25 protein-coding genes are annotated in these 26,141 nt (G+C 69.0%); 16 read left to right on the forward strand and 9 right to left on the reverse strand.

The features are described from left to right. The first annotated feature begins 94 nt into the window (after positions 1 to 94). On the forward strand, positions 95 to 2,305 hold the full coding sequence (locus ACSQ2H_RS02710; protein WP_436059922.1) for a tetratricopeptide repeat protein: 2,211 nt from the start codon (positions 95 to 97) through the stop codon (positions 2,303 to 2,305). Here ACSQ2H_RS02710 and ACSQ2H_RS02715 read toward each other — a convergent pair. Beyond that, on the reverse strand, positions 2,302 to 2,754 hold the full coding sequence (locus ACSQ2H_RS02715; RefSeq protein WP_436059923.1) for a MarR family winged helix-turn-helix transcriptional regulator: 453 nt from the start codon (positions 2,752 to 2,754) through the stop codon (positions 2,302 to 2,304). The two genes, ACSQ2H_RS02710 and ACSQ2H_RS02715, sit on opposite strands and share 4 nt — an antisense overlap. A 120-nt stretch (positions 2,755 to 2,874) precedes the next feature. On the opposite strand from ACSQ2H_RS02715, the gene ACSQ2H_RS02720 reads away from it, so the two are divergent. The 7 genes from ACSQ2H_RS02720 to ACSQ2H_RS02750 all read left to right on the forward strand — a co-directional run bounded on the left by ACSQ2H_RS02720 (position 2,875) and on the right by ACSQ2H_RS02750 (position 11,103). Beyond that, on the forward strand, positions 2,875 to 4,089 hold the full coding sequence (locus tag ACSQ2H_RS02720) for a flavin-dependent oxidoreductase (RefSeq protein ID WP_436059924.1): 1,215 nt from the start codon (positions 2,875 to 2,877) through the stop codon (positions 4,087 to 4,089). After that, on the forward strand, positions 4,086 to 4,535 hold the full coding sequence (locus ACSQ2H_RS02725; RefSeq protein ID WP_436059925.1) for a DUF3237 family protein: 450 nt from the start codon (positions 4,086 to 4,088) through the stop codon (positions 4,533 to 4,535). The genes ACSQ2H_RS02720 and ACSQ2H_RS02725 overlap by 4 nt, the downstream gene beginning before the upstream one ends. Positions 4,536 to 4,547: 12 nt before the next feature. Further along, positions 4,548 to 5,309 (forward strand): alpha/beta fold hydrolase, encoded by a 762-nt coding sequence (locus ACSQ2H_RS02730; protein WP_436059926.1) that lies wholly within the window; start codon positions 4,548 to 4,550, stop codon positions 5,307 to 5,309. A 94-nt stretch (positions 5,310 to 5,403) separates the two neighbouring features. Further along, complete coding sequence (locus ACSQ2H_RS02735; RefSeq protein ID WP_436059927.1) at positions 5,404 to 6,048, forward strand: metal-dependent hydrolase; 645 nt, start codon at positions 5,404 to 5,406, stop codon at positions 6,046 to 6,048. 78 nt (positions 6,049 to 6,126) lie between these two features. Continuing rightward, complete coding sequence (locus tag ACSQ2H_RS02740; RefSeq protein WP_436059928.1) at positions 6,127 to 8,277, forward strand: PQQ-dependent dehydrogenase, methanol/ethanol family; 2,151 nt, start codon at positions 6,127 to 6,129, stop codon at positions 8,275 to 8,277. 75 nt (positions 8,278 to 8,352) lie between these two features. Next, positions 8,353 to 10,143: a M3 family oligoendopeptidase gene (locus tag ACSQ2H_RS02745; protein ID WP_436059929.1), complete on the forward strand. Its 1,791-nt coding sequence runs from the start codon at positions 8,353 to 8,355 to the stop codon at positions 10,141 to 10,143. Positions 10,144 to 10,155: 12 nt separating this feature from the next. Then, positions 10,156 to 11,103: a DUF5996 family protein gene (locus tag ACSQ2H_RS02750; protein WP_436059930.1), complete on the forward strand. Its 948-nt coding sequence runs from the start codon at positions 10,156 to 10,158 to the stop codon at positions 11,101 to 11,103. On the opposite strand, the gene ACSQ2H_RS02755 is transcribed toward ACSQ2H_RS02750, so the two are convergent. Then, positions 11,100 to 11,678, reverse strand: coding sequence for an NADPH-dependent FMN reductase (locus tag ACSQ2H_RS02755; RefSeq protein ID WP_436059931.1), 579 nt, complete (start codon positions 11,676 to 11,678; stop codon positions 11,100 to 11,102). The two genes, ACSQ2H_RS02750 and ACSQ2H_RS02755, sit on opposite strands and share 4 nt — an antisense overlap. Positions 11,679 to 11,897: 219 nt before the next feature. Here ACSQ2H_RS02755 and ACSQ2H_RS02760 point away from each other — a divergent pair, with 219 nt between their 5' ends. Then, positions 11,898 to 12,413, forward strand: a complete 516-nt coding sequence (locus ACSQ2H_RS02760; protein ID WP_436059932.1) for a DUF2087 domain-containing protein — start codon at positions 11,898 to 11,900, stop codon at positions 12,411 to 12,413. A 16-nt stretch (positions 12,414 to 12,429) separates the two neighbouring features. On the opposite strand, the gene ACSQ2H_RS02765 is transcribed toward ACSQ2H_RS02760, so the two are convergent. Further along, the gene (locus ACSQ2H_RS02765; RefSeq protein WP_436059933.1) at positions 12,430 to 13,665 is read right to left on the reverse strand and encodes an acyl-CoA dehydrogenase family protein; all 1,236 of its coding nucleotides are present in this window, start codon (positions 13,663 to 13,665) and stop codon (positions 12,430 to 12,432) included. Between the two features lie 115 nt (positions 13,666 to 13,780). On the opposite strand from ACSQ2H_RS02765, the gene ACSQ2H_RS02770 reads away from it, so the two are divergent. Next, complete coding sequence (locus ACSQ2H_RS02770; protein ID WP_436059934.1) at positions 13,781 to 15,475, forward strand: class I adenylate-forming enzyme family protein; 1,695 nt, start codon at positions 13,781 to 13,783, stop codon at positions 15,473 to 15,475. A 47-nt stretch (positions 15,476 to 15,522) separates the two neighbouring features. On the opposite strand, the gene ACSQ2H_RS02775 is transcribed toward ACSQ2H_RS02770, so the two are convergent. Further along, complete coding sequence (locus tag ACSQ2H_RS02775; RefSeq protein WP_436059935.1) at positions 15,523 to 16,515, reverse strand: aldo/keto reductase; 993 nt, start codon at positions 16,513 to 16,515, stop codon at positions 15,523 to 15,525. A gap of 92 nt (positions 16,516 to 16,607) precedes the next feature. Between ACSQ2H_RS02775 and ACSQ2H_RS02780 the strand changes: the two genes are divergently transcribed. Further along, positions 16,608 to 17,507, forward strand: a complete 900-nt coding sequence (locus ACSQ2H_RS02780) for a LysR family transcriptional regulator (protein WP_436059936.1) — start codon at positions 16,608 to 16,610, stop codon at positions 17,505 to 17,507. 43 nt (positions 17,508 to 17,550) lie between these two features. Here ACSQ2H_RS02780 and ACSQ2H_RS02785 read toward each other — a convergent pair whose 3' ends face one another. The 3 genes from ACSQ2H_RS02785 to ACSQ2H_RS02795 form a co-directional block, all read right to left on the reverse strand. Further along, a complete protein-coding gene (locus tag ACSQ2H_RS02785) occupies positions 17,551 to 18,918 on the reverse strand; it encodes an amidohydrolase family protein (protein WP_436059937.1) in 1,368 nt (455 codons plus the stop codon). Next, complete coding sequence (locus tag ACSQ2H_RS02790; RefSeq protein ID WP_436059938.1) at positions 18,918 to 20,357, reverse strand: amidohydrolase; 1,440 nt, start codon at positions 20,355 to 20,357, stop codon at positions 18,918 to 18,920. Before ACSQ2H_RS02790 ends, ACSQ2H_RS02785 begins: the two co-directional genes overlap by 1 nt. Before the next feature lie 174 nt (positions 20,358 to 20,531). Continuing rightward, entirely contained in the window at positions 20,532 to 21,029 is a 498-nt protein-coding gene (locus tag ACSQ2H_RS02795; RefSeq protein WP_436059939.1) for a DUF3617 domain-containing protein, read from the reverse strand. Positions 21,030 to 21,180: 151 nt separating this feature from the next. Between ACSQ2H_RS02795 and ACSQ2H_RS02800 the strand changes: the two genes are divergently transcribed. From ACSQ2H_RS02800 to ACSQ2H_RS02810, 3 genes are all read left to right on the forward strand, one after another. Next, positions 21,181 to 21,654 (forward strand): PaaI family thioesterase, encoded by a 474-nt coding sequence (locus ACSQ2H_RS02800; RefSeq protein WP_293406286.1) that lies wholly within the window; start codon positions 21,181 to 21,183, stop codon positions 21,652 to 21,654. A 3-nt stretch (positions 21,655 to 21,657) separates the two neighbouring features. After that, positions 21,658 to 22,722 (forward strand): alpha/beta fold hydrolase, encoded by a 1,065-nt coding sequence (locus ACSQ2H_RS02805; protein WP_436059940.1) that lies wholly within the window; start codon positions 21,658 to 21,660, stop codon positions 22,720 to 22,722. A gap of 90 nt (positions 22,723 to 22,812) precedes the next feature. Then, the gene (locus tag ACSQ2H_RS02810) at positions 22,813 to 23,046 is read left to right on the forward strand and encodes an aa3-type cytochrome c oxidase subunit IV (protein ID WP_436059941.1); all 234 of its coding nucleotides are present in this window, start codon (positions 22,813 to 22,815) and stop codon (positions 23,044 to 23,046) included. A gap of 63 nt (positions 23,047 to 23,109) precedes the next feature. Here ACSQ2H_RS02810 and ACSQ2H_RS02815 read toward each other — a convergent pair whose 3' ends face one another. Both ACSQ2H_RS02815 and ACSQ2H_RS02820 read right to left on the reverse strand, forming a co-directional pair. Then, positions 23,110 to 23,973 (reverse strand): hypothetical protein, encoded by an 864-nt coding sequence (locus ACSQ2H_RS02815; protein ID WP_436059942.1) that lies wholly within the window; start codon positions 23,971 to 23,973, stop codon positions 23,110 to 23,112. A 38-nt stretch (positions 23,974 to 24,011) separates the two neighbouring features. After that, a complete protein-coding gene (locus ACSQ2H_RS02820; RefSeq protein ID WP_436059943.1) occupies positions 24,012 to 24,419 on the reverse strand; it encodes a hypothetical protein in 408 nt (135 codons plus the stop codon). A 248-nt stretch (positions 24,420 to 24,667) separates the two neighbouring features. Between ACSQ2H_RS02820 and ACSQ2H_RS02825 the strand changes: the two genes are divergently transcribed. Beyond that, complete coding sequence (locus ACSQ2H_RS02825) at positions 24,668 to 25,801, forward strand: Re/Si-specific NAD(P)(+) transhydrogenase subunit alpha (RefSeq protein ID WP_436059944.1); 1,134 nt, start codon at positions 24,668 to 24,670, stop codon at positions 25,799 to 25,801. A 14-nt stretch (positions 25,802 to 25,815) separates the two neighbouring features. Continuing rightward, positions 25,816 to 26,133 carry a proton-translocating transhydrogenase family protein gene (locus ACSQ2H_RS02830; RefSeq protein ID WP_183776952.1) on the forward strand — a complete coding sequence of 106 codons (318 nt, stop codon included), beginning with the start codon at positions 25,816 to 25,818 and terminating at the stop codon, positions 26,131 to 26,133. The last annotated feature ends 8 nt before the right edge of the window (positions 26,134 to 26,141 follow it).

Genomic DNA, 26,141 nt, shown 5'->3' on the forward strand with positions numbered 1-26,141 from the left:
TCCAGCTCCCGACTTCCGAATAACCCGGTTCTGTGTTCAGCTTCTTCTGGGACTCGTCTGACGCGTACTCGTGAGTGGGTAGGAGTGGGCTGAGTTGAACCTTCGCACCTTCCTGAACGAACTGAAGACGCGCAATGTCGTGCGCGTGGCCGGGGTCTACACGGTCACCGCCTGGGGCGTGTTCCAGGTCGCCAGGACAGTGTTCGAAACCTTCGAGTTGCCCAAGTGGCTGTCGGTCACCACCCTATTGCTGCTGGCCATCGGCCTGCCGCTGACCCTGATGTTGACCTGGGCGTTCGAGCTGGGACCCGACGGGACCATCCGGCGCACTCGGGCCACGGGCGACGATGCGCCCAAGCGCATGAACTGGATGGATTGGACGGCGCTCGCCGCGATCGGCGCGGGCGTGGTGATCTTCGTCGCCAGCGCCGTCGGCCTGGCCGGTTCGCTGCGCGGCGGCGATGGGCCGGGCCTCACGGCCGCCCCCAGCAAGTCGGTGGCGGTGCTGCCGTTCGCCAACTTCAGCGCCGCTAAGGACGCCGAGTATTTCGCTGACGGCCTGACCGAGGAGGTCACCAACAGCCTCGCCCAGGTGCCGGATCTCAAGGTCGCCGGCCGCACCTCCGCCTTCTATTTCAAGGGCAAGAACGAGGACATCCGCGAGATCGGCAAGAAGCTCAACGTCGCCCATGTGGTGGAGGGCAGCGTGCGGCGCTCGGGCGACCGTTTGCGGGTCACTTGCCAGCTGGTCAGCGTCAAGAACGGCTTTCACCTGTGGTCGGAGACTTACGACCGGCCGATGAACGACGCCTTCGCGATCCAGACCGAGATCGCCGACGGCGTGGCCACCGCGCTCAAGGCAGAACTGCGAGCCGGCGGCGGCGAAGCCGCGGTCGCACGCCAGGCGCAGCGCGATCCGGAAGCCTATCGCCTGGAGGTGGTCGCCAAGGGCCAGCTGCGCCGGCGCGGCAAGGACCATGTGATGGCCGCCCAGGCGATCTATCGTCGGCTGATCGATATGGAGCCGGGCAACGCCGACGTCCGCGCCGCCTACGCCTACACAACCGCCTATCTGGCCCAGAACCATCTGGAGGGCGATTTCAGCCCGGCCGTGCGCAGCGCCGAGGAACAGATCGCCAAGGCCCTGGAGCTCGATCCGCAATCCTCGTCCGCCTACATCGCCAAGGGCATGGTCGCGGCGATACGCTTCATCCGCGAAGGCTCAGCCCAGGCCGAGGTCGACGCTGAGGCCGCCTACAAGCGCGCGGTCGATCTGGCCCCCCGCGATCCGGAAGCTCTCAGTCTCTATGGCGACTTCCTTGCGCCTCGGCGCCCGCAGGAGGCGGTGACCTATCTTCGGCGCGCGCTGGAGGTCGATCCCCTCGACCGCATCGCCAACAACGCCCTGGCCGGCTCTCTCGTGGCCACCGGCCGTCTCGACGAGGCCGAGCAACGGCTGCGCGCCAACATCGAGCTGTTCCCCGAGTTTATCGACGCCAAGGAACAGCTTGGCGACGTATTGATCGAACAGGGTCGCCTGGACCAGGCGGTGGTCTGGTACCGGATGGCCGCGGAGCCGCAGACGGATCCGGCCTCGTCGATCCAGCTCGCTAATCTCTACTACAACCTGGGTCTGCCGGCCGAGGCCGACCGCGCTCTGACGCCGTGGACCGATCACCCGGTGGTGGGGCCGGTCGCCCAGGCCGTCCGCCTGATCATCGCCGGCGATTTCACCGGGCTGGCGACCCTCTCGCGCGCCAAGCTGGCCGAACCCGAGGCCGATCCGCTCTGGCACAGCGGGCTGGCGCTCGCCTCCTCGCAACTCGGACAGTACGACCAGGCGCGCGCTGAGTGGCTGGTGATGTCCCCTGAGCTCTTCACGCCGTCGCCCAAGGTCTCCACGCGTCTGGCCAACGAGGCGGTCGACGCGGCCTATGTGATCGACCGCACCGGCGACAAGGGACAGGCCCGGCGCATTCTGCTGGCCATGCTGGCCGCCACCGAGCCCAAGCCCGGCCTGCGTCAGCCCAACGGGCGGCGGATCGCCCGGGTGAAGGCCTATGTGATGCTGGAGGAGCACGACCGCGCCCTGGCCGAACTGCGCGCGGCGATCGATAGCGGCTACCGCTCGCTCTACGACCTCGACCTGTTCACCCGGCTGGACACCTATCCGATTATGGCGCCGATCCGCGGCGATCCGCGCTTCCGCGCGATGATCCGAGAGGTCGAGGCCGACAATCGCCAGATGCGCGAGGCGCTGCAGTCCAGCGCTCCGCCGGTCGGCCCGCCGCCGCGCCGCTCCTAGGTCCGGATCCGCTCCAGCAGCGCGCGCAGGGTCGTGACCTCGTCCGCCGTGAACCCTTCGGTCAGGTCGCGGTCGTGCGCGCGCACCAGGTCCACGATCTGCGGCAGCCGCGTGCGCCCGTGGTCGGTCAGGTGCAGTGCGTGGGCGCGGCCGTCACCAGGGACCGGCCGGCGCTCGATCAGGTCCTGCGCGGCCAGGGCGTCGACGATCGCCAGGGCGCCGGAACGGGCGATGCCCATGATCGCGGCCAACTCGGTCTGCTTGAGCCCTGGATTGGCGTCGATCAGCGCCAGGGCCGAGAAGCGCTGGGTGGTGACGCCTTCGGGGCCCAGGCGGGCGTCGAAAGCCTCCGTCATGCGGATCTGCGCCCGGCGCAGGCCATAGCCGACCAGTTCGTCCAGCACCCCATAGTCGACGCCTGGCCGCCGCGGTTCGAACCGTTCGCTCATCGCATCGCCTCCACGTCCTGCGTTCATCGCCGTTCGCGGCGGGGCATTGAAGTCGAAATCTATATTGTTATGGTGCATAACAAATGGCGCGCGTGAAGCGCCATGGCCAGGGAGGCGACGATGAAAGCGATCATAGCCGGCGCCGGCATCGGCGGTCTGGCCGCCGCCCTGGCGCTCCACGCCGATGGGCATGACGTCACCGTCTTTGAGGCCGTCCAGGAGGTTCTGCCGCTGGGCGTCGGCATCAATCTTCTCCCCCATGCAGGCGAAGTGCTCGCCGAGCTCGGTCTCATGGATGCGCTGGCGGCCCAGGCCGTAGCGACACGCGAACTGGTCTATTTCAACCGCCTCGGCCAACGCATCTGGGGCGAGCCGCGGGGCCGTTACGCAGGCCATGCGACGCCGCAGCTGTCGCTGCCGCGCGGCGTCCTGCAGGCGGTGCTGGTGGAAGCGGCGCGTGAGCGCCTCGGCCTAGAGCGGGTCGTCTGCGATCGGCGACTCGCGCGCTTCACCCAGGATGGCGCGGCGACCTTTGTCTCCGCGTCGGGCGACGAACTCACGGCGCGGGGCGACATCCTGATCGCCGCGGACGGCATCCATTCGACGGCGCGGGCGGCGTGGTTCCCGCACGAAGGGCCGCCCGTCTATTCGGGCCGGACGCTCTGGCGCGCCACGACCCTGGCCGCGCCCTTCCTGACCGGAGCGACCATGATCATGGCCGGTTGGCAGGACCAGAAGTTCGTCGCCTATCCGATCGCGCCGGTGCAGGCCGATGGCCGCCAGTTGATCAACTGGATCGCCGAGCTAAGCCTGCCCGAACGCCTTCGGCGCGAGGACTGGAACCGGCGCGGCGCGCTGGAGGACTTCCTGCCGCGGTTCGAGGACTGGCGTTTCGACTGGCTGGACGTGCCCGGCCTGATCACCGGCGCGCCGGCGGTCTACGAGTATCCGATGGTCGACCGCGATCCGCTGCCGCGCTGGACGCATGGCGCGGTCACTCTGCTCGGCGACGCCGCACACCCGATGTATCCGATCGGCTCCAACGGCGCGAGCCAGGCGATCCTCGACGCCCGGGCCCTGGCCCGGGCGCTGGCCGCAGCGCCGGATCCCGCGAGCGGTCTCGCCGCCTACGAACAGGCCCGTCTCGGCCCGACCGCGGCCATCGTCGTCGCCAATCGCGGCAACGGCCCTGAGCAGTGCATGCAGCTGGCCCACGAGCGCGCGCCCCAAGGATTCGAGCGCATCGAGGACGTCTTCGCGGCCGGCGAGCTTGAGGCCATCGCCGCCCGCTACAAGGTGCTGACCGGACTGCGCCCGAAGGAGACGCAAGCATGACGCCCGAACTCGCGCCGCTGATGATGCTGGAGGTCCTGGTCGGGGCGCCGGTGTCGGTCGACGCCTCGCCGCACGGCCGGCGCTTCATTCCGATCATCGGCGGGACGGTCGGCGGAGGGCTGGACGGCGTCGTGCTGCCGGGCGGCGGGGATTGGCAGACCCTATGGCCGGACGGGCGCATGGATATCGCCGCCCACTACGTCCTCGACATCGCCGGGCAGGGGACCGTCGAGGTCCGCTCCGAAGGTCTGCGTCACGGCCCGCCGGAGGTGCTGGCGGCGCTGGCCCGCGGCGAGGCGGTCGATCCGGCCAGCTATTACTTCCGCACCGCGGTGCGGCTGCGCACCGCGGCGCCGGGGCTGGAGCGGCTGAACCGGCTGCTGGCCCTGGCGGTCGGTGAGCGGGCCGCCGACCGGGTCCGGTTGCGCGTCTACGAAATCGGATAGGGGGAATACGAAATGGGCGAGCGGTTCGAGACTTCCGACGGTGTTGGGATCGTCTGGCACGAATGGGGCGCGGAGTTGCCGGGCCCGCCGGTGGTGCTGCATCACGGGTTCGGGGCCAACGCCAAGCTCAACTGGCTGGGGGCGGGCGTCATCGCCGCCCTGACCGCGGCGGGCCGCCGCGTGATCGCCGTCGATGCGCGCGGCCACGGCGAGTCCGACAAGCCGCACGATCCTGCGTTCTACGGCGAGGATCGCATGGCTCGGGACGTCTCCGAACTGATCGACCACCTGAGCTTTTCGGAGTTCGACCTGGTCGGCTATTCCATGGGCGCCATCGTCTCGTTGATCGCGGGCACGCGCGAACCGCGCATCCGCCGCCTGGTCATCGGCGGCGTCGGCGACGGCATCCTCGCTCAAGGCGGGGTCGACACCCGGGTCGTCGACAACCGCGACATCGTCAAAGCCCTGCTGGCCGACGACCCGGCCGATATCCCGCCTGCCGCCCGCGGCTTCCGTCAGCTGGCCGACGCCACCGGCGCCGACCGCAAGGCCCTGGCCGCCCAGGCGCAGGTGGTCCACGCCAGCCGCATTCCGCTGGAGGACATCACGGCCCAGACCCTGGTGCTGGCCGGCGACAACGATCCGCTGGCCGCCCGGCCCGAGCGCCTGGCCGCCGCGATCGACGGCGCCCAGGTGCGGATCGCGCCGGGGGACCACCGCAGCGTCGTGGCCGCCCCGCAGTTCGCCGCGGCGCTGGTGGAGTTCCTCGCCTAGCCGTTTTCCGAATGGCTGGGGTTCGGAATTGGGTGGTTGCGCGGCAGGCCGCCAAGCTCAACCTTGGCGGCCTGGTCCACCGGAGCCCCGCGCCATGTTCGTCGGACACTACGCTGCTTCTCTCGCCGCCAAGGCCATCGAGCCGCGCGCCCCGCTCTGGAGCTACGTGATCGCGGCACAGGCCATCGACATTGGTTGGGGCGCGCTGGTCATGGCCGGCGTGGAGAAGGTGCGCATCGATCCGAGCCTGCCGGGCAGCGCGCTGGACCTCTACCACATGCCCTTCACCCACAGTCTGCCGGCGGTGGTGCTGTGGTCGCTGGCGGGCTTGCTGCTCGCGCGGGCCGCGCGGCTGCCCTGGGGCGCGGCGATCGCCATCGCCCTGGTCGTCTTCTCGCACTGGCTGACCGACCTGCTCGTTCACCGCCCGGACCTGGAGCTCTGGTTCGGCGGGACCAAGGTCGGCTTCGGGCTCTGGAACTATCCTGTCCCCGAGCAGGCCGTGGAGATCGGTCTGCTGGGCCTCGGCGCCGCGGCCTGGGCCTTCGTGCGCGGACGTCAGGGCCGGACGCTCTGGCCGGTGCTGGTGTTCACGACGTTGCTGGTGGCCGTGCAGATCGTCGCCATGGTCATGCCAGGCGACGGCGATGCGGCCGGACTGGGCGGCACGGCGCTGGCCGTCTACCTGGTTCTGGGCCTGGTCGCCTTCGCCCTGGATCGGCCGCGGAAGGTGACCTAGCGGCGCCCTTGCCCCCGAAAATCATCGGCGCATAGTCCCGCTAACGGCCGCGTGATGACGGCCGCTGGGAGGCGCACCATGAAGAGCTTGAAGCTGGCGGCGGTCATCGTCGTGGCGGCGGTCTTGGCCGCATGCAGTCAGAAGGCCGAGACGGCCAAGGCCGGCAATGTCGACGGCGAGCGCATCGCCGCGGCGGCCGGCAACGGCGAATGGCTGTCTTACGGCCGGACCTATGACGAGCAGCGCCACAGCCCGCTCGACAAGATCAACGCCAGCAACGTCGGTCAGCTCGGCCTGGCCTGGATGTACGAGTTCGACACCGATCGCGGCCAGGAGGCGACGCCGATCGTCGTCGACGGCACGCTCTACACGACGACGTCGTGGTCCAAGGTCTTCGCCTTCGACGCCAAGACCGGCGCGCTCAAGTGGTCGTTCGATCCCAAGGTCGACGGCAAGAAGGGCTTCGACGCCTGCTGCGACGTGGTCAACCGCGGCGTCGCGGTCTGGAAGGGCAAGGTCTATGTCGGCGCGCTCGACGGTCGCCTGATCGCCCTCGACGCGGCGACCGGCAAGCAGGTCTGGTCGGTGCAGACCACCGACACCTCGCGCCCCTACACCATCACCGGCGCGCCGCGGGTCATCAAGGACAAGGTGCTGATCGGCAACGGCGGCGCCGAGTACGGCGTGCGCGGTTACCTGTCGGCCTACAACGCCAACGACGGCAAGCTGGTCTGGCGCTTCTACACCACGCCCAATCCCAACGGTCAGCCGGACAACGCCGCCTCCGACAAGGTCATGAAGGAGAAGGGCGCGGCCACCTGGTTCGGCGAGGGCTGGAAGGCCACCGGCGGCGGCGGCACGGTCTGGGACGCCATGGCCTACGATCCGGAGCTCGACATCCTCTATGCGGGGGTCGGCAACGGCACGCCGTGGAACCACGTGAAGCGCTCGGACGGCAAGGGCGACAACCTCTTCCTGTCCTCGATCCTGGCGCTGAAGCCCGACACCGGCGAGTACGTCTGGCACTATCAGACGACGCCGGGCGAGAGCTGGGACTACACCGCCACCCAGCACATCATCCTGGCTGACATGAATGTGGGAGGCGCCGCCCGAAAGGTGCTGATGCAGGCGCCGAAAAACGGCTTCTTCTACGTTCTCGACCGCACCAACGGCCAGCTGATCTCGGCCAAGCCCTATGTGCCGATCACCTGGGCCAAGGGGGTTGATCCCGCCACCGGCAGACCGATCGAAAACCCCGGCGTGCGTTACGAAAACGCCCCGTCGCTGCAGGTGCCGGCGCCCTTCGGCGCCCACAACTGGCACCCGATGGCCTTCAACCCCAAGGAAAACCTGGTCTACATCCCGGCCCAGGTGATCCCCTTCGCCTACACCCCGGACAAGGGCTACACCTACCGCGCCGGCGGCTGGAACGTCGGCACGGACTTCCTCGCCAACGCCCTGCCCACCGACAAGGCCCAGATCGCCGCGCTCAAGGCGATGGTGAAGGGCGAACTGATCGCCTGGGACCCGGTCGCCCAGAAGGCCCGCTTCACGATCCAGCACCCCTATTTCTGGAACGCCGGCGTACTGTCGACCGGCGGCGGCCTGATCTTCCAGGGCGCGGCCCAGGGCGAGTTCGCCGCCTACAGCGCCAGCGACGGCAAGAAGCTCTGGTCCTACCAGACCGACAACGGCGTCATCGCGGCGCCGATGACCTATGAGATCGACGGCGAGCAGTACGTCGCCCAGATGGTCGGCTACGGCGGGGCCGGCGCGCTGTCGGCGCCGTTCGTCCTGCCCGACCGTCCGCGCCTGCCGGGCCGTCTCATGGTCTTCAAGCTGGGCGGCAAAGCGACGGCGCCGGCCTATGTGCGGCCTGAGAAGTTGGAGATCGACCTGACGGGCGTCACCTCGACCGGCGACGCCAAGCGCGGCTTCGCGCTGTTCCACCAGAACTGCCAAGTCTGCCACGGCCCCAACGCCACCGGGACCTACCTGCCCGACCTGCGCCGCTCGCAGATGCTGCTGTCGTCCGACAGCTGGAAGTCGGTGCTGATCGACGGCGCGCTTGCCGAACGCGGCATGGCCAGCTTCAGCCGCTTCATCGACGCCAAGGGCGCCGAGGACCTGCGGGCCTATGTGCTGACCGAAGCCCGCGCCGTGCAGGGAACCGCCGCCGCCCCGCCCGCCGCCGCGCCGGCCAAGGGCGGGCCTCCGCCGAAGAGCTAGGTTCGCCGCCGGGGGCGCGTCGATGGGCGCGTCCCCGGCTAGCGACCACGCCGCCGAGGGGCTATCTCTGAGCGCATGAACGCTCCCGTGAAACTGGACACCCTGCCCGAGTGGAATCTCGCCGACCTGTATTCGGGGCGCGAGGATCCGAAGATCGAGGCCGACCTCGCTGCGGCCAAGGCGGCGAATGACGAACTGGTCAAGCTGAAGGGACGCTTCACCGCGATGCGCACCGACCCGCTGCGGCTGGGCGAGGTGCTCGACCATGGGATCGGCCTCTACGAGAGCGCCACAAACGGCCTCTGGGGCGTGGGCGCCTATGCGGCGCTGTCGGCCTCGGTGGCGAGGGACGATCCGGCCTGGGCCAAGTTCGAGGCCGACCTGCGGGCGCGCTCCTCGCAGATCGCCGCCGACAGCCTGTTCTTCACCCTGGAGCTCAACCAGCTCGAGGACAGCGAAATCGAGATGGCCTTCAAGGCTCATCCGCCCGCCGCCCGCTGGCGGCCCTGGATGCGCCGCGTGCGCCTGTCGCGTCCGCATGAGTTGACCGCGGACCTGGAGCGGCTGCTGATCGATCGCGGCCCTGCGGTCGCCAACTGGACGCGGCTGTTCGACGAGACGCTGGCCCGACTGGTCGCCAAGGTCGGGCGCGAGAACCTGACCCTGTCGGAAGCACTGAACCGGCTGTCGGATCCCGATGGCGCGCGCCGCAAGCAGGCGGCCCAGGGGCTGGCCAAGGCCCTGGAAGAACGCACGCCCATCCTGGCGCTGTCGATGAACACCCTGGCCTTCGAAAAGCAGGTCGAGGACCGCTGGAGGCGCTATCCGGATCCGGCCGCCTCGCGGCACTTGGCCAACGAGGTCGACGCCGACGCCGTCAAGGCGCTGGAGGACGCGGTGGTCGAGGCCTATCCCTCGGTCAGCCACCGCTACTATGCGCTGAAAGCCAAGGTCATGGGCCGCAAGACCCTCGACTACTGGGACCGCAACGCTCCGCTCGACACCGCCGCGCCCCGCACCTACGGCTGGGACGAGGCGCGCGGCATGGTTCTGGAGAGCTTCGCCGACCTGGCCCCCAAGTTCGCCGACACCGCCCAGACCTTCTTCACCCATCCGTGGATCGACGCACGGCCGCGGCCGGGCAAGCAGTCGGGCGCCTATTCGCACCCGGTCACCGCCAACCGGCACCCCTACGTGTTCATGAACTACATGGGCGAGCGCCGCGACGTGCTGACCCTGGCCCACGAGTTGGGCCACGCCGTGCACCAGACCCTTTGCGCGCCGCTGGGCACCCTGCTGGCCGACACGCCGCTGACGCTCGCCGAAACCGCCTCGATCTTCGGCGAGGGCCTCGTGTTCGAGCGGCTGCTGGCCGGCGCCTCCAAGCAGGAACGCCTGGGCTTGCTGGCCGGCAAGATCGAAGACGGCCTCAACACGGTGGTGCGCCAGATCGCCTTCCACCGCTTCGAGACCGGCTTCCACGCCATGCGCCAGGACGGTGAGCTGGCGCCGGAGGACATCAGCGCCCTCTGGCTCGACGTCATGGCCGAAAGCCTGGGCCCCGCCGTGAAGCTGAACCCGGGCTACGAGCACTACTGGGCCTATGTCAGCCACTTCGTGCACGCGCCATTCTACGTCTACGCCTACGCGTTCGGCGACCTGCTCGTGCGCGGGCTGATGGAGAAGCGCCGCGAGGATCCGAAGGCCTTCGCCCCGCTCTACGAGGACCTGCTCGCCGCTGGTGGAACCCGGACCTATGTCGAGGCGCTAAAGCCGTTCGGGCTGAACCCGCGCGAGAAGGCCTTCTGGGCCGCGGGCATGAGCCAGCTGGAACGGTTGGTCGACGAGTTCGACGACCTGGTGTGAGGGAAGCGGGCCATGGCCGAGGCGACGTCGAACCCTTGGCCCGCCCTCGACTATGCGAAGGACCGCGCGACCTTCGAGACTCTGCACCTGATGAGCCAGATCGTTGGCAAGGCGCGCACCGCCTGCGCGCCTTGGGTCAACCACGGCTGGCAGGTGGCGCTCTATGTCTCGCCGCGTGGGCTCACCACCTCGCCGGTTCCCAACGGCGGCGGATTGTTCGACCTGGAGTTCGATTTCGGCGAGCACCTGCTGCGCTGCAGGGCCAGCAACGGCTTTCTCGGCGAGATCCCGCTGGCCGGACAGAGCATCGCCCATGTCTACCGGGCGGTGGAGGAGATGCTCTCGCGCACCGGCGCGCCGGTGCGGATCAACGGCGTTCCCAACGAAATTCCCGATCCGGTCCCGTTCCTCCAGGACGCGGCGATCCGAGTCTACGACCCTGACGCGGCGTGGCGGCTCTGGCAGGCGCTGATCCAGATCGAGCGGGTGTTCCAGAAGTTCCGCACCGGATACCTGGGTAAGGTCAGCCCCGTGCACCTGTTCTGGGGCGCGTTCGACCTGGCGGTGACCCGCTTCTCGGGGCGGACGGCCCCGCCGCATCCGGGCGGCGTTCCCCACTTGCCCGACAGTGTCACGCGTGAGGCCTACTCGCACGAGGTGTCGAGCGCCGGCTTCTGGCCGGGCGGCGGCCTGGTTGAGTTTCCGGCCTTCTACGCCTACGCCTATCCCGAGCCGAAGGGTTTCCGAGAGGCGACAGTACGGCCAGCCCAGGCGGGGTTCCACGAGGGTCTGGGCGAGTTCGTCCTGCCCTACGAGGCCGTGCGGTCGGCGCCGGACCCCGATGCGGCGCTGGCCGACTTCCTGCTTTCGACCTACGAAGCCGCCGCAGACGCCGGAGACTGGCCGCGGTCCGAGCTGGAGTGCGCATTCGGCGCGCCCGGCGTGCCGCGGCGCTGCTAGGCGCGCCCGGCCTTCAGCTCGCGCACGAAGCCGCCGAAGCCGGCGACATAGGACTTCAACGCCTCCTCGATGGCCGGGTCCAGGATCGTGCCCGACTCGTCGAACACCTTGTGGGCGCGCGAGACCATCAGCCGCCCCCCGAACCACGGCTGCGTTCCCAGGGTGCGCAGCACCGGCAGCCACGCTTCCTGGCTGAGGATAGTGCCGAACCCGCCGGGCGAGGCGCCGATGAAGGCGACCGGCTTGCCGCCGAACACCTTGGGAATGTCGCTGGCGGGCCGGGTCAGCCAGTCGATGGCGTTCTTGAACACGCCGGGGATCGAGTTGTTGTACTCGGGCGTGACCAGGAACAGGGCGTCGGCCGCGGCGATCTTATCCTTGAGCTCAGTGACCCGCGCCGGCAGCCCCTCGGCCGCTTCGACGTCGCCGTCGTAGAGCGGCACGCCGCGGATGGTCTCGACCTCGATCTCCATGCCGGCCGGGGCGACCCGCGCGGCCGCGCGCAGCAGGTGGGCGTTGAACGAGCCGGAGCGAAGGCTGCCGGACAATCCGACGATGCGGAGCGGTTGGGTCATGGGGCTTCCTTGAAGACAGTCGCCCCGGTTATCGGCGATTTGCTGCGACTTGACGACCAAGCGGCCGGTGACTATCGCAGAACCACGGTCTGCAGTTCACCGAGGCATCGCCGCCCGCGAGGGTACGCTAAACCTGCATCCGACTTGATCGACTGACACATCTTCCCGTGCCAGATCGGAACGGCGATCACCGCTCACCTCGGCACGCGAGGGTAGATCATGTCGAAAACCGTCATTCCATTCCAAGCCGACGACGTCTCGAGCCTGGCCAAGTCGCTGCGTGCGCAGCTGCAGGCGCGCGAGACCACGCCTGGCCATGTCGAACTGCTGAACATGCTGGCGCGCGCGGTCGGCCGGCGAAACTTCCAGCAACTGCGCGCCGAGGCCGAACGGCCGCCGGCTGCGTCGCCTGCGCCGCCGCCCATCGACGAGCGCCGGGTCGAGCGTGTGGAGCGCTGCTTCGAGGACGGCCGCATGACGCGCTGGCCCTCGCGGCGAGAAGATCAGGTGCTGGCGCTCTGGGGACTGTGGTCGAAACTGCCGGCCGGCCAGACGTCCGGCGAGCGCGAGATCAGCCAGATGCTCGGCCGCCTGCACGACTTCGGCGACCATGCCCTGTTGCGGCGTGAGCTGGTGATCTCGCGCCTGATCGAGCGCAACGCCGACGGCAGCGTCTATCGGCGGATCGAGCGACCGCCGCCGCCAGATGCGGCCCGGTTGATCGGGCGCATCTGACGGGACGATCTGGGCCTTAGAGCAGGTCGCCGCCGGCCGCCGAGGCGGTGGTGCCGAACTGCTGGTAGGCCTTGATCACGTTGCGGCCCACGGTCCAGCGGTGCACCTCGTCCGGCCCGTCCACCAGGCGCTGGGAGCGGATGTGGGTGTACCAGCTGGCCAGCGGCGTATCCTGGCTGTAGCCGAGCGCCCCGTGCAGCTGGATGGCGGTGTCGACGACCTTGTGCACCATGTGCGCCAGGAAGACCTTGGCGATGGAGTTCTCCTGCCGCAGGTCCATGCCGCGCTCGGCCTTGTAGGCGATGTGCAGCAGCATCAGGCGCGCCATGTACAGCTCGCTGGCGCACTCGGCGAGCATGAACTGCACGGCCTGGCGTTCGGCCAGCGGCTTGCCGAAGGTCGAGCGTTGGGTGACGTGGGCGGTGGCCATGTCGAGCGCGCGCTGGGCCATGGCGACGTTGTGCATGCCGTGGCGCAGGCGGCCATACGCCAGTCGGTGCTGGCCCATGTTGAAGCCCTGGCCTTCGCCGCCGAGCAGGTTCTCGGCCGGGACCACCAGGTCCTTGATCTCGATCTCGGAGTGGCCGCCGCCCATGATGTGCGACAGCGGTCCCTCGACGGCCATTGTCTTGATGTCGCGCTTGATGACGTAGCCCGGGTCCGGCAGTTCGACGATGAAGGTCGAGAACTGCTGGTGACGCGGGGCGTCAGGGTCGGTGCGGGCCATGACCACGGCGAGGTCCGCGGCGCTGGCGGCCGACGAGAACCACTTCTCGCCGTTGAGCACGTAGTTCTCGTTGCCGTCCTTGACCGCGGTGGTGCGCATGCCGGTGGCGTCGGCCCCCGAGGCCTTCTCGGTCATTGAGTAGCAGACGCGCTTGTCGCCGTTTAGCAGCGGCTTGAGGAACTTTTCCTTCTGATGCTCGGTGCCGTGCGCCAGCAGGGTCAGCATGGTGGCGTCGTCGGGTCCCTGGCTGTTCATCGACAATGCGCCGAGATGGCTGCGGCCCAGCTCCATCTGCACCAGGGCGTTGGCCAGCGGGCCCAGGCCCATGCCGCCGTATTCCTTTGGGATGAAGGGCAGCCACAGACCTTGGGCGCGCGCCTTGGTCCGCAGCTCGGCCAGGACGGTCTTGAACGACTCCTTGTCCTTCAGCCGCGCCTCGGCGGGGATGCATTCGTTGTCCACCCACTCGCGCACACGAGCACGGACGGCCTTCGCGTCCTCCGGAATCTCAAAATCGATCGCCACGGCGCCTATCTCCCTTTTTGTCTCTTGCGTTCCGCAGCGTCGGCGCTTGTCGTGTCGTAAGGCAAGACCCGCCATCCGCCTCGACGCGGCCGGTGATCAAACAATTGGGGAGTCCATGCACTATCGAGAGCTGAAGCAGGCCTGGTCTGAACTGACGGCGCCCGGCGCCCCGTTCGAGGTCACCGAGATCCCGGTGCGCGGGAACAACATCCGCATGTACAAGAACGCGCCGCCGTCGGTGCGCGAACTCTGGCTCTCCACCGCCGCCTACGGCGACCGCGACTACCTCGTCTACGAGGACGATCGCCTGACCTACGCCCAGGCCCACGCGCAGGTGAACGCCATCGCCGCGTGGCTGTTCGCCCAGGGCGTCCAGCCGGGCGACCGCGTGGCCATCGCCATGCGCAACTATCCCGAATGGATGCTGGTCTACTGGGCCTGCCTGTCGGTCGGGGTCGCCGCCGTCGGCGTCAACGCCTGGTGGGTCACCGACGAACTCGAATACGCGCTCAAGGACTCCGCGCCCAAGGTGGTGTTCGCCGACGCCGAGCGGCTGGCCCGCATCAAGGAACGGCCGGCGATGGCCGACGGGATCAAGCTGGTGGCGGTGCGCACGCCGGCGACGGGCGGCGTCATCCCCTATGCCGACGTGATCGCCGGCGGCGGGGAGATGCCGCAGGTCAGCGTCGATCCGGACGCCGACGCCTGCATCTTCTACACCTCGGGCACCACCGGCTTTCCCAAGGGCGCGCAGCTCACCCATCGCGGCTGCATCGCGAACCTGATGAATATGGGCTTCTCCGGCCAGGTCCAGGCGCTGGCCGTCGCCAAGGCGACGGGCGTGATCCCGAACCCCGAAGACGCCCCGATTCCGGCGGCGCTGATCACCACGCCGCTGTTCCACGTCACCGCCAACAACTGCGGCGCCTACGCCGTCACTGCCGGCGGCGGCAAGCTGGTGCTGATGTATCGCTGGGACGCGGGCGAGGCGCTGCGCCTGATCGCCAAGGAGAAGATCACCGCGATGAGCGGCGTGCCGACCATGGCGCGCGAAGTGATCAACCACCCCGACTTCGCGACCACCGACACCTCAAGCCTGCTGACCCTCGGCGGCGGCGGCGCGCAGCTGCCGCCCGACCTGGTGGCCAAGATCGACGGGGCGGTGAAAACCGCGCGGCCGAACACCGGCTACGGCATGACCGAGACTTGCGGGATCATCACCGCGGTGTCGGCCGACTTCTTCGTCGACAAGCCCGACAGCTGCGGCCCGGCGATGCCGGCCTTCGAGGCCAAGTGCGTCGACGACGACGGCAATGCGGTACCGCCGGGCCAGGTCGGCGAGCTGTGGGTCAAGGGCGCGCCGGTGATCAAGGGCTACATCAACCGCCCCGAAGCCACCGCCGAGTCGATCACCAACGGCTGGCTACATACCGGCGACGTGGCGAGGATCGACGAGGACGGCTTCATCTTCATCGTCGACCGCAAGAAGGACATGGTCCTGCGCGGCGGCGAGAACGTCTATTGCGCCGAGGTCGAGGCCGGGATCTTCCGCCATCCGGCGGTGGCTGAGGTCACCGTCTTCGGCGTGCCGGACGAGCGGCTGGGCGAGGAGGTCGGGGCCGCGGTGCTGCTGCGTCCCGGCGCGGACGTCTCGCCCGAGGAACTGCGCGAGCACCTTTCCGGCCTGATGGCCAAGCACAAGGTGCCGCGCTACCTGTGGTTCATGAACGACCCGCTGCCGCGCAACGCCAGCGGCAAGTTCCTGAAGCGCCAACTGCGCGAAACGTTGAACCCCGAGAAGGCGCTCTAGGGCTCTGCCTCCCCCGCCGTGCGGGGGAGGACAGCCTTGCCTGCGGCTCAGCCCCGCTCGCTGTCGAGCATGAGCATCTGCTGCGAGGCGTAGCGTTCGCCGGCGGCCGCGCCCTTGGGGACGATCTGTTCGAGTTCAGCCAAGTCAGCGGCGCTCAGGACCAGATCGGCTGCGCCGAGCGCTTCGGCGAGGCGCTCGGGACGGCGGGCTCCGATCAGCGGGACGATGTCGTCGCCCTGGGCGGAGACCCAGGCGATCGCGACCTGGGCCGGGGTGACGTTCCGGGCGGCCGCGAAGGCGCGCAGCCCCTCGACCAGGCCGAGATTGTGCGCCAAGGCGTCGCCCTGGAAGCGCGGGCTGTGGCTCCGGAAATCGGTGGGGCCTGAACCAGTCGACCAGTGGCCGCTGATCAGGCCGCGCGAGAGCACGCCGTAGGCGGTGATCCCGATGCCGAGTTCGCGGCAGGTCTGCAGCACCCCGTCCTCGATGCCGCGCGAGATCAGCGAGTATTCGATCTGCAGGTCGCTGATCGGATGGACGGCCGCGGCCCGGCGCAGGGTTTCGGAGCCGACCTCGGAGAGGCCGATGTGGCGGACGTAGCCGGCCTGGACCAGCTCGGCGATCGCGCCGACGGTGTCCTCGATCGGCACGTTCGGGTCGAGACGGGCAGGGCGGTAGATGTCGACATAGTCGGTCCGCAGCCGCTTGAGGCTGTAGGCGAGCGCGCTCTTCACAGCCACGGGGCGGGCGTCGTAGCCGAGCCAGGCGCCGTCGGGACCGCGCTGGGCGCCGAACTTGACGCTGACGATCGCCTGGTCGCGGGGCGTCTGGGCCAGCGCCTCGCCGACCAGCATCTCGTTGTGGCCCATGCCGTAGAAGTCGCCGGTGTCGAGCAGCGTGATCCCCGCGGAGCGGGCGCCCTCGAAGGTGGCCAGGGCCTGATCGCGATCGGCCGGGCCGTAGAGATCGGACATGCCCATGCAGCCGAGGCCGAGGGCGGAGGAGACGGGGCCGGTGCGGCCGAGCTGACGGGTCTGCATGTGGGGGCTCCTTTGGTTGACCCCAGACTAGGTCCGCGCCATTCATCCGATAATCCGCTCATACCCTCACGTGCTGTTCGGAAATCTGCACAATGCGCCATCTGAACCTCGCCGATCTCGACGCCTTCGCGGCGGTGGCGCGGGAGCGGAGTTTCCGGCGTGCGGCGAGCCTGCGCGGGGTGTCGGCGTCGACCCTGAGCCAGGCGGTGCGCGACCTGGAGAGCGAACTGGGACTGCGGCTGCTGAACCGCAGCACCCGCAGCGTTTCACTTACCGAGGCCGGGCAGCGGCTGCTCGAGCGTCTGGGGCCGGCGCTGGGCGAGATCGCCTCGGCGGTCGAGAGCGTGCACGAAAGCGCCGGGACCGTGGCCGGACTGCTGCGGATCAATGCGCCGGAGCCGGCCGTCGAGCTGGTCATGGCCCCGCTGGTCGCACGCTTCCTCGAGCAGCATCCGCGCGTGCGGTTGGAGATCGTCGGCCAATCGAGCCGCATCGACATTGTCGCCGAAGGCTTCGATGCCGGGGTGCGCTGGGACGAGCACCTGGACCAGGACATGGTCGCCGTTCCGTTTGGCGGCAGGCAGCGCTTCGTGCTGGTGGCGGCGCCGGCGCTGATCGCTGCGCACGGCCGCCCGCAGACGCCGCAGGACCTGGACGGCCTGCCGGCGATCCGCCAGCGCTTCACCAGCGGGGTGATGTTCCCCTGGGAGTTCGAGAAGGACGGTCAGGTGGTGCGGATCGACCCGCCGCCGCGGCTGGTCTCGACTCAGGTAGCGCTGCAGCGGCGGGCGGCGCTGGACGGGGTCGGGTTCTGGACCGCGTTCGAGGGCTATGTCCGCGACGACATCGACCAGGGGCGGCTGGTCAGTCTGCTGGAGGACTGGCTGCCGAGCTTCCCGGGGCCGTCGCTCTACTATCCGAGCCGCCGCCACGTCCCGCCGCCGCTGCGGGCGTTCATCGACTTCATCCAGGCCGAGCGGGGACGGGCGTAGCAGAGTAGATCCTCCCCTTGTGGGGGAGCACCTACGCATTGGATCAACGCGAATACGCCGGCGGGTACGGACCCGAGAGGTCCTTGTAGCGGTCGCGCAGTTCGATCTGGCGGGAGGTCAGGGGCTGGGCCTGGCCACGGATGAAGACCGCGGTCGGCTGGCTCAGCGGTTCGAACGGGTCGGCGGTCCAGATCACGACGTCGGCGTCCTTGCCGGGCTCCAGCGACCCGACCTTGTCGGCGACGCCGAACACCTTGGCCGGGTTGATGGTCATCGCCGCCAGCGCCGCCTGGTAGGGCATGCCGTAGGCGACGGCGTTGCCGGCGTTGTAGCGCAGCTCGCGGATGCGATGCGCCCCGCCGCTGCCCTGGAGCACCACAGTCACCCCGGCGGCGTCGAGCTTGGCGGCGTTCTCCAGGCTGGCGCCCAGGGTTTGGAAGGTCTGCGGCCGGTTCGACAGCGGATCGAGGATCACCGGGACGCCGGCGGCGGCGATCTCACGGGCCGCCATCCAGCCTTCCTCGGCGCCGGAGAGGATGACCTTGATCTTCTCCTCGCGGGCGAAGCGAAGCACCGCGCGGATATCGGAGGCGCGCTGGACCACGGCGACGATCGGCATGCGGCCTTCGACCACCGGGATCAGAGCTTCGAGGTCGGCCTTGGACAGCGCCAGGTCGCGGACGCCAGCGCGGTCATAGGCGGCCTTGTTGCGCATGTAGTCACGCACGTCGCGGAAAGCGCTCTGCAGGGCGACGATCTCGGCCCCGCGCGCACCGCCGGCGACATTGGCTCCGCCGTCGCCGAACGGCACCACCATGCCGACCTTGGGCTTGACCAGGATGTCGGTCGCCTCGCCCAGGTGGATGACGGCGGCCTGGCCGGCGAACAGGGCCGCGGCCTTCGTGCCGCCGCCGCCGCCCGCGGTCATCAGCTCTTCGCCATCGTCGGCGTGGAAGTCTGCGCCGCCGCCTCCTCCGCCCGCCGAGATCGGCGTGACGATGGCCCGGGTGATGCCGGCCATGCGCGCGACCGGGATCAGGGTCGAGGCCGGGTTCAGCGCGTACTGGACGTCGAACGCAGCGCCGATGTCGGGATTGTTGACCACCAGGTCGTCGCCGAGCGAGCGGACCTCGACGGCGCCGAGCAGGGCGTTGGGGGCGATGAAGCCGGGCGTGACGACGCCCCCCTGGGCGTCGATCACCTGCGTGCCGGGCGCGAACGCCAGCCGCACCGTAGTCTGGTCGAGGACGGCGGTGATCTTGCCCTTGTCGATCATCACCAGGCCGTGCGCGATCTCGCCAGCCGGACCGGCGGTGAGGACGCGGGCGTTGGTGATGACCACGGACTGTGCGAGCGCAGGGGTGGCGAGGACGGCGGCCAGCGCCGCCAGGCTAACGACAAGCTTACGCATCAGCGGCCGGCCCCCTGGCCGAGTTCGAAGTCGGAGGTCGGCTGGTAGCGCCGGTCGTGACGGTCGTAGGCGATGGCCCCGTCCAGATAGACGCGGTCAGCCTTGGCGTAGATCGAGAAGGGGTTCTTGTCCCAGACGACGACGTCGGCGCGCTTGCCGGCTTCCAGGCTGCCGGTCTGCTTGTCGACGCCGATGGCCTTGGCCGGGTTGAGGGTGATCCACTTCATCGCCTCGCCCTCGGTGATCTGGTAGCCGGCGGCGCGGCCGGCGGAGAGGGCTTCGGCGGCCTCCTGGTTCAGCCGCTGGATCACGTCGGGATCGTCGGACTTGATGATCGCGCAGCCGCCGGCCGCGTGGATCATCGGGGCGTTGGCCTCGACAGCGTCCCAGGCCTCGAGCTTGGAGCCCCACCAGTTCGCCCAGGTGGCGACGCAGATGTCCTCCTTGGCCAGGATGTCGGCGATCTTGTAGGCCTCCAACGCGTGGTGGAAGGCGGTGATCTTGTAGCCGAACTCGTGGGCGATCCCGATCATCTGGACCATCTCGTCGGCCCGGTAGCAGTGGTTCTCGACCAGGATCTCGCCCTTGAGCACGCCGGCCAGGGTTTCCAGCTGCAGGTCGCGCTTGGGCGGTTCGGCCTTTTCGCCGCGGTCGGCCTTGGCGCGGTAGTCGTCCCACTTGCGGGCGTAGTCGGCGGCGTTGATCCAGGCGGTACGGTAGCCGGCGACGTTGCCCATGCGGGTGGACGGCGCGCGGTTGCGGCTGCCGTAGACACGCTTGGGGTTCTCGCCGCAGGCCATCTTCAGGCCGTAAGGCGCGTTCGGGAACTTCATGTCCTGGACGGTGCGGGCCGGGATGTTGCGCAGGGTGACGGACCGGCCCCCGATCAGGTTGCCCGAGCCGGGCAGCACCAGCAGGGTGGTGACGCCGCCCGCGCGGGCGAGGTTGAAACCGGGGTCCTGCGGCCAGACCGAGTGTTCGGCCCAGACGCCGGCGGTGTTGGGGTCGGTCAGCTCGTTGCCGTCGGAGTGGGCGGGCACGGCCGGCGAAGGATAGACGCCCAGGTGCGAGTGGGCGTCGATCAGGCCGGGGGTGACGAACTTGCCCGCGACGTCGATCACGTCATAGGCGGCCGGCGGCGCGATCTGGGGGCCGATGGCTTCGATCTTGCCGTCGCGGATCAGCACGGTTCCGCGTTCGATCTTCTCTCCGGTCCCGGTGAAGATCGTCGCGTCGACCAGGGCGGTAGGGCGGCTGGGCAGCGGACGATAGGTCGAGGCGTAGGCGTCTTCGCTGCGCCCGGAGTCGAGCCCCTTGGGCAGCGGCTTGGCCTTGGCGCTGTCGCTGGCGGCGGGCTTGCTGGAGGTCGCCGCCGTGGTGGCGCAACCGCTGAGGGCCGCGGCCGCGCACACCGCGACCGCCGTCGTCAGAACTCTCATCGTCGGAAAACATCCCCTGCGAACCGGCCCGGACGATAGGCTGGAACCTGCGTGGTGGGGAAGGCTGGGCGGACGGCTTTGCGACCAATCGGGGCCACGAGGGGCTGGTTTTCCCTCCTGCTCTCATCGTCATCGCCAGGCGTGTCCCGGCGATGACGATCATCAAGGACGGACTCAGCAGTCGCCGATGCGTTCGGCGGTCATCTTCATGGTCGTTTCCTTCATGGCCGGGGTCGGGGCCGGGTCCATGACGGTCTTGGCGTCGATCGTGTAGCGGCTGGCGAAGTCGCCGGAGATGCGGCTGTCGGTGATCACCTTCATGCCGCCCTGGATGGTGCAGACGCTGCGCCCGACGATGTCGGCGCCGTCGCGGGTGTAGGACTGTTCGGAGCAGGTGACGCCCGCTTGCCGCTTGGCCGCGTCCATGTCCTTGAAGCTGGTCTGGGCGACGCAGGTTTCCACCGTCACCGGCTTGGGCGCGGCGGACAGGGTGGTGGTCATCTTCCACTTGCCGGCCTTGGGGCCCTCCAGGTCGGCGGCGGCGAGAGCGGGGCCGGCCGGGGCCGTCGGCGCGGCGGGGGCGGCGGCCTCCGGGGCCTTGGCGGCTTCTTCCTTCTTGGAACAGGCGGCGGCCAGAACGGCGACCAGGGCCAGGCTAAGTGCGATACGCATGCGTTCCTCCGATGTTGGTCCGACCACCCCCCAGGGCGTATCGGCCAAGCCACAACGCACGAAGCGCGACCATGGCGCCAAGGAATGTGCACAGCGCTCGGGTGTTTCGGCGCTTGCCATTTTTCAAACGCCCGTTCATCAGCAACGCACGATGTCCGACGATCTGACCGAAGTGCAGGCCGCCGTCGTTCCCGACGGCTTTGTCATCAACCTCTGGCAGCGCGGCTTCGGCCGCACGGTCGGCCCGTTCTATTCCAAACGCGACCCCGTCACGAACGACGAGATCATGGCGTTCCGGGTCGAAGAGCACCACGCCAACGGCATGGGCAACTGCCACGGCGGCATGCTGATGAGCTTCGCCGACATGGCCTGGGGCCGGGTGATCTCCAACCAGCGCGAGATCGGCTGGGTGACGGTGCGGCTGACCACCGACTTCCTCTCCGGCGCCCACATGGGCGAATGGATCGAGGGCTCCAGCGAGATCATCGCAGAGCAGGACGACGTGTTCACCGTCCGCGGCCGGATCTGGTGCGCCGAGCGCACGCTGATGACCGGCACTGGCGTCTACAAGGGCATCCGCTCGATCCAGCGCAAGCCGGGCGAGCGCGAGAAGAGGGGCGCTTAGGCCATGGCGATGGATCCTGCGATCAAGGAAGGCGCGCCGGTCGGCTACTATGACGACGACCGGCCGGTTTCGAGCGAGCCCGGCAGCCTGCCGCCGGAAGTGCAGGCCCCGCTGCTGCCGTTCCGTGGCCGCGAGCCGGACGCCCCGGCCTGGTTCCTTGACGCCATCGCTCAAGAGCCCGAGCGCAGCTTCGTAACCTCCAAGGGCAGCAAGCTCGAGCTGCTGACCTGGGGCGAGGTCGGCAAGCCCGGCCTGCTGCTGGTGCACGGCAACTCGGCCCATGCCGACTGGTGGAGCTTCATCGCCCCCTACCTCGCGACCGAGTATCGCGTCGCTTCGATGTCGCTGGCCGGCATGGGCGCCTCGGACTGGCGTGAAACCTATGCCTTCCAGGATTTCGCCGAGGACGCCGAGGCTTGCGCTCAGGCGGCCGGGCTCTATGCGGCGGGCAAGCCGGTCTACATCGGCCACTCGTTCGGCGGCAGCCAGGTGTTCTTCGCCGCCGCGGCGCATCCCGAGCGGATGAAAGCCGCGATCATGGTCGACGTCGGCTTCGGCGGTCCGCCGCCGGACAGCCCCGAAGGCAAGCGCATGCAGGAGGAGCAGGCCAAGCGGGTCGCCAACATCCCGACCCCGGACCGCGCCCAGAAGGTCTATCCGAGCATCCAGGCGGCGCTGGCCCGCTTCCGGTTCATGCCGCCGCAGGCGGCTGGCAACCTGTTCATCGCCGACTTCATCGCCCGCCGCTCGCTGAAGCGCGCGCCGATGGAGGACGGCTCGGGCGAGGGCTGGACCTGGCGGTTCGACCCCAACATGTGGAACAAGCTCGACCGCACGGCGATGAACCAGATGATGGTCGGCGGAAAGCCCAAGGTCGACGTGCCGCTGGCGCACATCTTCGGCGACCGCTCAGTGATCATCACCCGGCGGACCGAGGGTCAGACCACGCCGCTGCCCGACGACATCCTGGAAATCGCCATCCCCGACTCGGCCCACCACGTCATGGTCGACCAGCCGCTGGCGCTGGTGGCGGCGCTGCGCTCGCTGCTGGCGGTGTGGCCGGCTTAAGACAAGCGGCGCCAGGAACCCTTGAGGCCGGCCTGCGGTTCGTGTAGGTCCGGCGGCAACAGAATTTTCGAAGAGAGAGACGGCTCCGCCATGGCTTCCGAATACCACCGCGGCGACATGGACATCCACGAGCAGACCTCGACCTACCACCTGTTCGTCATGCTGACGAAGTGGGGTTCGCTGGCCCTGACGGCGCTGCTGGTGTTCCTGGTGCTGGCGTTCTGCACCCCGACCAGCTTCTTCGGCAGCCTGGCGATCGGCGTGGTCATCGCCGTCGGCGGTTTCTTCGTCCTGCGCGAGCACGGGGGCGACGACGCCCACTAGGGGCGATCGCGTTTCAAGATTTCGAAGGGCGGGCGCCGGTGACGGCGTCCGCCCTTTTTCATTCTAGTCGAGCAACGCCTGGATCGAGCCCAGGTCGAGCTCGGACGCCGCGGCCTTGAGTTTGGGCTCAAGGATTTTGTGGCCATGGCCGCCAGGGATCGGGGTGGAGATCGCCACCAGCTGAATCGCCCCCTTGCGAACGCCCTTATCGAAGTACTCCGGGTTCAGGCGGACATAGGGGGCCGCGCCGGCGGCGCAGTCGCCGAACAACTCGCGCAGGCGCGAACTGGCGCAGGCCGGGGCCGCGAGCTGTTGCGGAGCTAGCGCCGCCCGGGTCGGCGCCAGGCGCGTGTCGCCGGGGATCTCCTTGGCCAGCCAGTCGAGGTACTCGCCCTTGGTCATCGGCCGGTAGGGCAGCCGGCCCGGCTTGGCGATCAGGATCACCTGGCGGATGCCGACCTGAAACACCGGGAAGCCCTGGATCGCGGTCATTTTCATCGGCAGGTCACGCGGCTGGTCGAGCCGGTCGCCGTTGTCGTTGGCGTAGAGCGCCGCCAGGGTGTTGAACCGGATCTGGAAGGTCGGGCCTTCCAGTCGGCCCATATAGGTCCCGTCGGCGTCCGGTGCGGCGCCGGCCTCCAGGTTGACCATCTGCGGGATCATGGTCGCGCGGGCGAGGAATGGCTGGCCCTGCGGCTGCTCGCTGGGCGGGCTGTCGATGGTCAGCGAGCGGGTGATCGAAAAGCCGCGCGGTTGGTGCAGGGTTGGTGTGGCCAGCACCTTGTCGATGATCGCCCCGGCCTTGGCGGTGAAGGCTTTCACCTCCGCCGGCGGCAGGGCGCCGATCACCTGGACGCTGAGCGGTGCGACGCGGCCCTTCGCGGCCGCCGAGGCCGGGCTTTGCTGGGCGTGGGCCGGTGCAGCCATGGCCAATCCGGCAGCCGCCAGGAGCATCAAGCGCAGGGTCAGCAGCCCTTCTCGGTCATAAGCGATCTCACCCGCTCCAGACGGCGCGCCTGCGGCCCGCCGGACGGCGGCGCAGTGTCGTCCGCTGCGGCGCTCGAGGCCTGCGAGCCGGCGGACCGCATCATCTGCTGGGCGAGCAGCGTTCCGGCGCCGGCGTCGGCGCGGGCGATCATGCCTGGGCCGGCGGAGGCGAGCGCCGAGCCGGCGAACCCCATGAATTTACGACCGGCTTCGGCGCGCTGGGCGCGACGGGTCTCGGCGTCCTCGAGCTTGCCGACTTCGGTCGAAAGCGCTTCGCAGGACAGGGAGTCGTCGTCCGGGCGAATGGCGCCCTCGGCCAGGGCAGGCGAGGCGACAACGGCCGCGAGCGAGAGCGCGGCGGACAGGACAAGTGCAGTTCTTTTCACAGGTCACCGACATTTTCTGGTTTGAGCGTGTGAGCGGTGACGCGGATTGAGGTCGCTCGTCAGCCGCGCTGCGACGGGCGCGGACTACGGTTCGACCAGGGGCGACAGGCCATCGACAAACCCTGAGCGCCAAAGGGATTGCCCATCAAACAATTGTTTGAATGTTGCACTGCGGTCGCTGGACAACGGCTGCCGGCGACCTCTATGGTCGCCGGCAAGTAGGGAACGACTAGGGGGATAAGGGGCGCATGACGACGATCGCCGTCACCAAGGAACGCCGCGCGGGGGAGACGCGCGTGGCCACGACCCCGGAAACCGTCAAGAAACTCATCAGCGCCGGCTTCTCGGTGGTGGTCGAGGCAGGCGCAGGCGCAACCGCCAGCTATCCCGACGCCGACTATGAAGCCGCCGGGGCGACCCTCGCCAAGACCGCGCAGGACGCCATCGGCAAGGCCGACATCCTGTTCAAGGTTCGCGCCCCGGTCGACGAGGAGATCGCCGCGATCAAGAGCGGCGCGATCGTCGTCGCCAGCCTCAACGCCTATGTCGAGAAGGACGCGCTGAAGGCGCTCGCCGCCAAGGGCGCGACCGCCTTCGCCATGGAATTCGTGCCGCGGATCACCCGCGCCCAGGTCATGGACGTGCTGTCATCGCAGGCCAACCTGGCCGGCTATCGCGCGGTGATCGAAGGCGCCGAGGCCTATGGCAAGGCGCTGCCGATGATGATGACTGCGGCCGGCACGGTCGCCGCCGCCAAGGTGTTCGTGATGGGGGTCGGCGTCGCCGGCCTGCAGGCGATCGCCACGGCGCGCCGTCTGGGCGCGGTGGTCACCGCAACCGACGTGCGCCCGGCCACCAAGGAGCAGGTCGAGAGCCTGGGCGCCAAGTTCCTGGCCGTCGAGGACGAGGAATTCAAGAATGCCCAGACCGCCGGCGGCTACGCCAAGGAGATGAGCGCCGAGTACCAGGCCAAGCAGGCCGAACTGGTCTCCAGCCACATCGCCAAGCAGGACATCGTCATCACCACCGCTCTGATCCCCGGCCGCCCGGCGCCCAAGCTGGTCAGCGCCGCGCAGGTCGCGTCGATGAAGCCCGGCTCGGTGCTGGTCGACCTGGCCATCGAGCAGGGCGGCAATGTCGAGGGCGCGAAGCTGGACGAGGTGGTCACGACCGCCAACGGCGCCAAGATCCTCGGCAAGTCCAACCTGCCCGGCCGCATCGCCGCCGACGCCAGCGCGCTCTACGCCCGCAACCTGTTCGCCTTCGCCGGGCTGTTCCTCGACAAGGAGGGCAAGTTCGCCCCCGACTACGAGGACGAGATCCTGAAGGCGGCGCTCGTCACCCAGGGCGGCGCGATCGTCCACCCCAACCTGACTGCCTGACCGGAGCCGCACCGATGGAAGCTGTCGATCCAACCGTCTTCCGCCTGGCGATCTTCGTCCTGGCGATCTTCGTGGGCTACTACGTCGTCTGGAGCGTGACGCCGGCCCTGCACACGCCGCTGATGGCGGTGACCAACGCCATTTCGTCCGTGATCATCGTCGGCGCCCTCCTGGCCGCCGCCGCCAGCGGATCGGACGGGGAACTGACCAAGAACGTGCTGATCTCCAAGGGGGCCGGCGCCGTCGCCGCGGCCTTCGCGGCGGTCAACATCTTCGGCGGGTTCCTCGTCACCCAGCGCATGCTGGCCATGTACAAGAAGAAGCAGAAGTAAGGGGAGCG

This window comes from Phenylobacterium sp. LjRoot97 (assembly GCF_964254345.1).
Lineage (GTDB): Bacteria > Pseudomonadota > Alphaproteobacteria > Caulobacterales > Caulobacteraceae > Phenylobacterium.

Excerpts from the sequence above, each read along its gene's own strand:
- ACSQ2H_RS02785 (WP_436059937.1), bottom strand. The coding sequence starts at position 18,918 with ATGCGTAAGCTTGTCGTTAGCCTGGCGGCGCTGGCCGCCGTCCTCGCC.
- ACSQ2H_RS02790 (WP_436059938.1), bottom strand. The coding sequence starts at position 20,357 with ATGAGAGTTCTGACGACGGCGGTCGCGGTGTGCGCGGCCGCGGCCCTC.
- ACSQ2H_RS02800 (WP_293406286.1), top strand. The coding sequence starts at position 21,181 with ATGTCCGACGATCTGACCGAAGTGCAGGCCGCCGTCGTTCCCGACGGC.
- ACSQ2H_RS02815 (WP_436059942.1), bottom strand. The coding sequence starts at position 23,973 with ATGGCTGCACCGGCCCACGCCCAGCAAAGCCCGGCCTCGGCGGCCGCG.
- ACSQ2H_RS02810 (WP_436059941.1), top strand. The coding sequence starts at position 22,813 with ATGGCTTCCGAATACCACCGCGGCGACATGGACATCCACGAGCAGACC.
- ACSQ2H_RS02795 (WP_436059939.1), bottom strand. The coding sequence starts at position 21,029 with ATGCGTATCGCACTTAGCCTGGCCCTGGTCGCCGTTCTGGCCGCCGCC.
- ACSQ2H_RS02755 (WP_436059931.1), bottom strand. The coding sequence starts at position 11,678 with ATGACCCAACCGCTCCGCATCGTCGGATTGTCCGGCAGCCTTCGCTCC.
- ACSQ2H_RS02715 (WP_436059923.1), bottom strand. The coding sequence starts at position 2,754 with ATGAGCGAACGGTTCGAACCGCGGCGGCCAGGCGTCGACTATGGGGTG.
- ACSQ2H_RS02745 (WP_436059929.1), top strand. The coding sequence starts at position 8,353 with ATGAACGCTCCCGTGAAACTGGACACCCTGCCCGAGTGGAATCTCGCC.
- ACSQ2H_RS02725 (WP_436059925.1), top strand. The coding sequence starts at position 4,086 with ATGACGCCCGAACTCGCGCCGCTGATGATGCTGGAGGTCCTGGTCGGG.
- ACSQ2H_RS02830 (WP_183776952.1), top strand. The coding sequence starts at position 25,816 with ATGGAAGCTGTCGATCCAACCGTCTTCCGCCTGGCGATCTTCGTCCTG.
- ACSQ2H_RS02760 (WP_436059932.1), top strand. The coding sequence starts at position 11,898 with ATGTCGAAAACCGTCATTCCATTCCAAGCCGACGACGTCTCGAGCCTG.
- ACSQ2H_RS02730 (WP_436059926.1), top strand. The coding sequence starts at position 4,548 with ATGGGCGAGCGGTTCGAGACTTCCGACGGTGTTGGGATCGTCTGGCAC.
- ACSQ2H_RS02770 (WP_436059934.1), top strand. The coding sequence starts at position 13,781 with ATGCACTATCGAGAGCTGAAGCAGGCCTGGTCTGAACTGACGGCGCCC.
- ACSQ2H_RS02750 (WP_436059930.1), top strand. The coding sequence starts at position 10,156 with ATGGCCGAGGCGACGTCGAACCCTTGGCCCGCCCTCGACTATGCGAAG.
- ACSQ2H_RS02775 (WP_436059935.1), bottom strand. The coding sequence starts at position 16,515 with ATGCAGACCCGTCAGCTCGGCCGCACCGGCCCCGTCTCCTCCGCCCTC.
- ACSQ2H_RS02740 (WP_436059928.1), top strand. The coding sequence starts at position 6,127 with ATGAAGAGCTTGAAGCTGGCGGCGGTCATCGTCGTGGCGGCGGTCTTG.
- ACSQ2H_RS02735 (WP_436059927.1), top strand. The coding sequence starts at position 5,404 with ATGTTCGTCGGACACTACGCTGCTTCTCTCGCCGCCAAGGCCATCGAG.
- ACSQ2H_RS02720 (WP_436059924.1), top strand. The coding sequence starts at position 2,875 with ATGAAAGCGATCATAGCCGGCGCCGGCATCGGCGGTCTGGCCGCCGCC.
- ACSQ2H_RS02825 (WP_436059944.1), top strand. The coding sequence starts at position 24,668 with ATGACGACGATCGCCGTCACCAAGGAACGCCGCGCGGGGGAGACGCGC.
- ACSQ2H_RS02780 (WP_436059936.1), top strand. The coding sequence starts at position 16,608 with ATGCGCCATCTGAACCTCGCCGATCTCGACGCCTTCGCGGCGGTGGCG.
- ACSQ2H_RS02805 (WP_436059940.1), top strand. The coding sequence starts at position 21,658 with ATGGCGATGGATCCTGCGATCAAGGAAGGCGCGCCGGTCGGCTACTAT.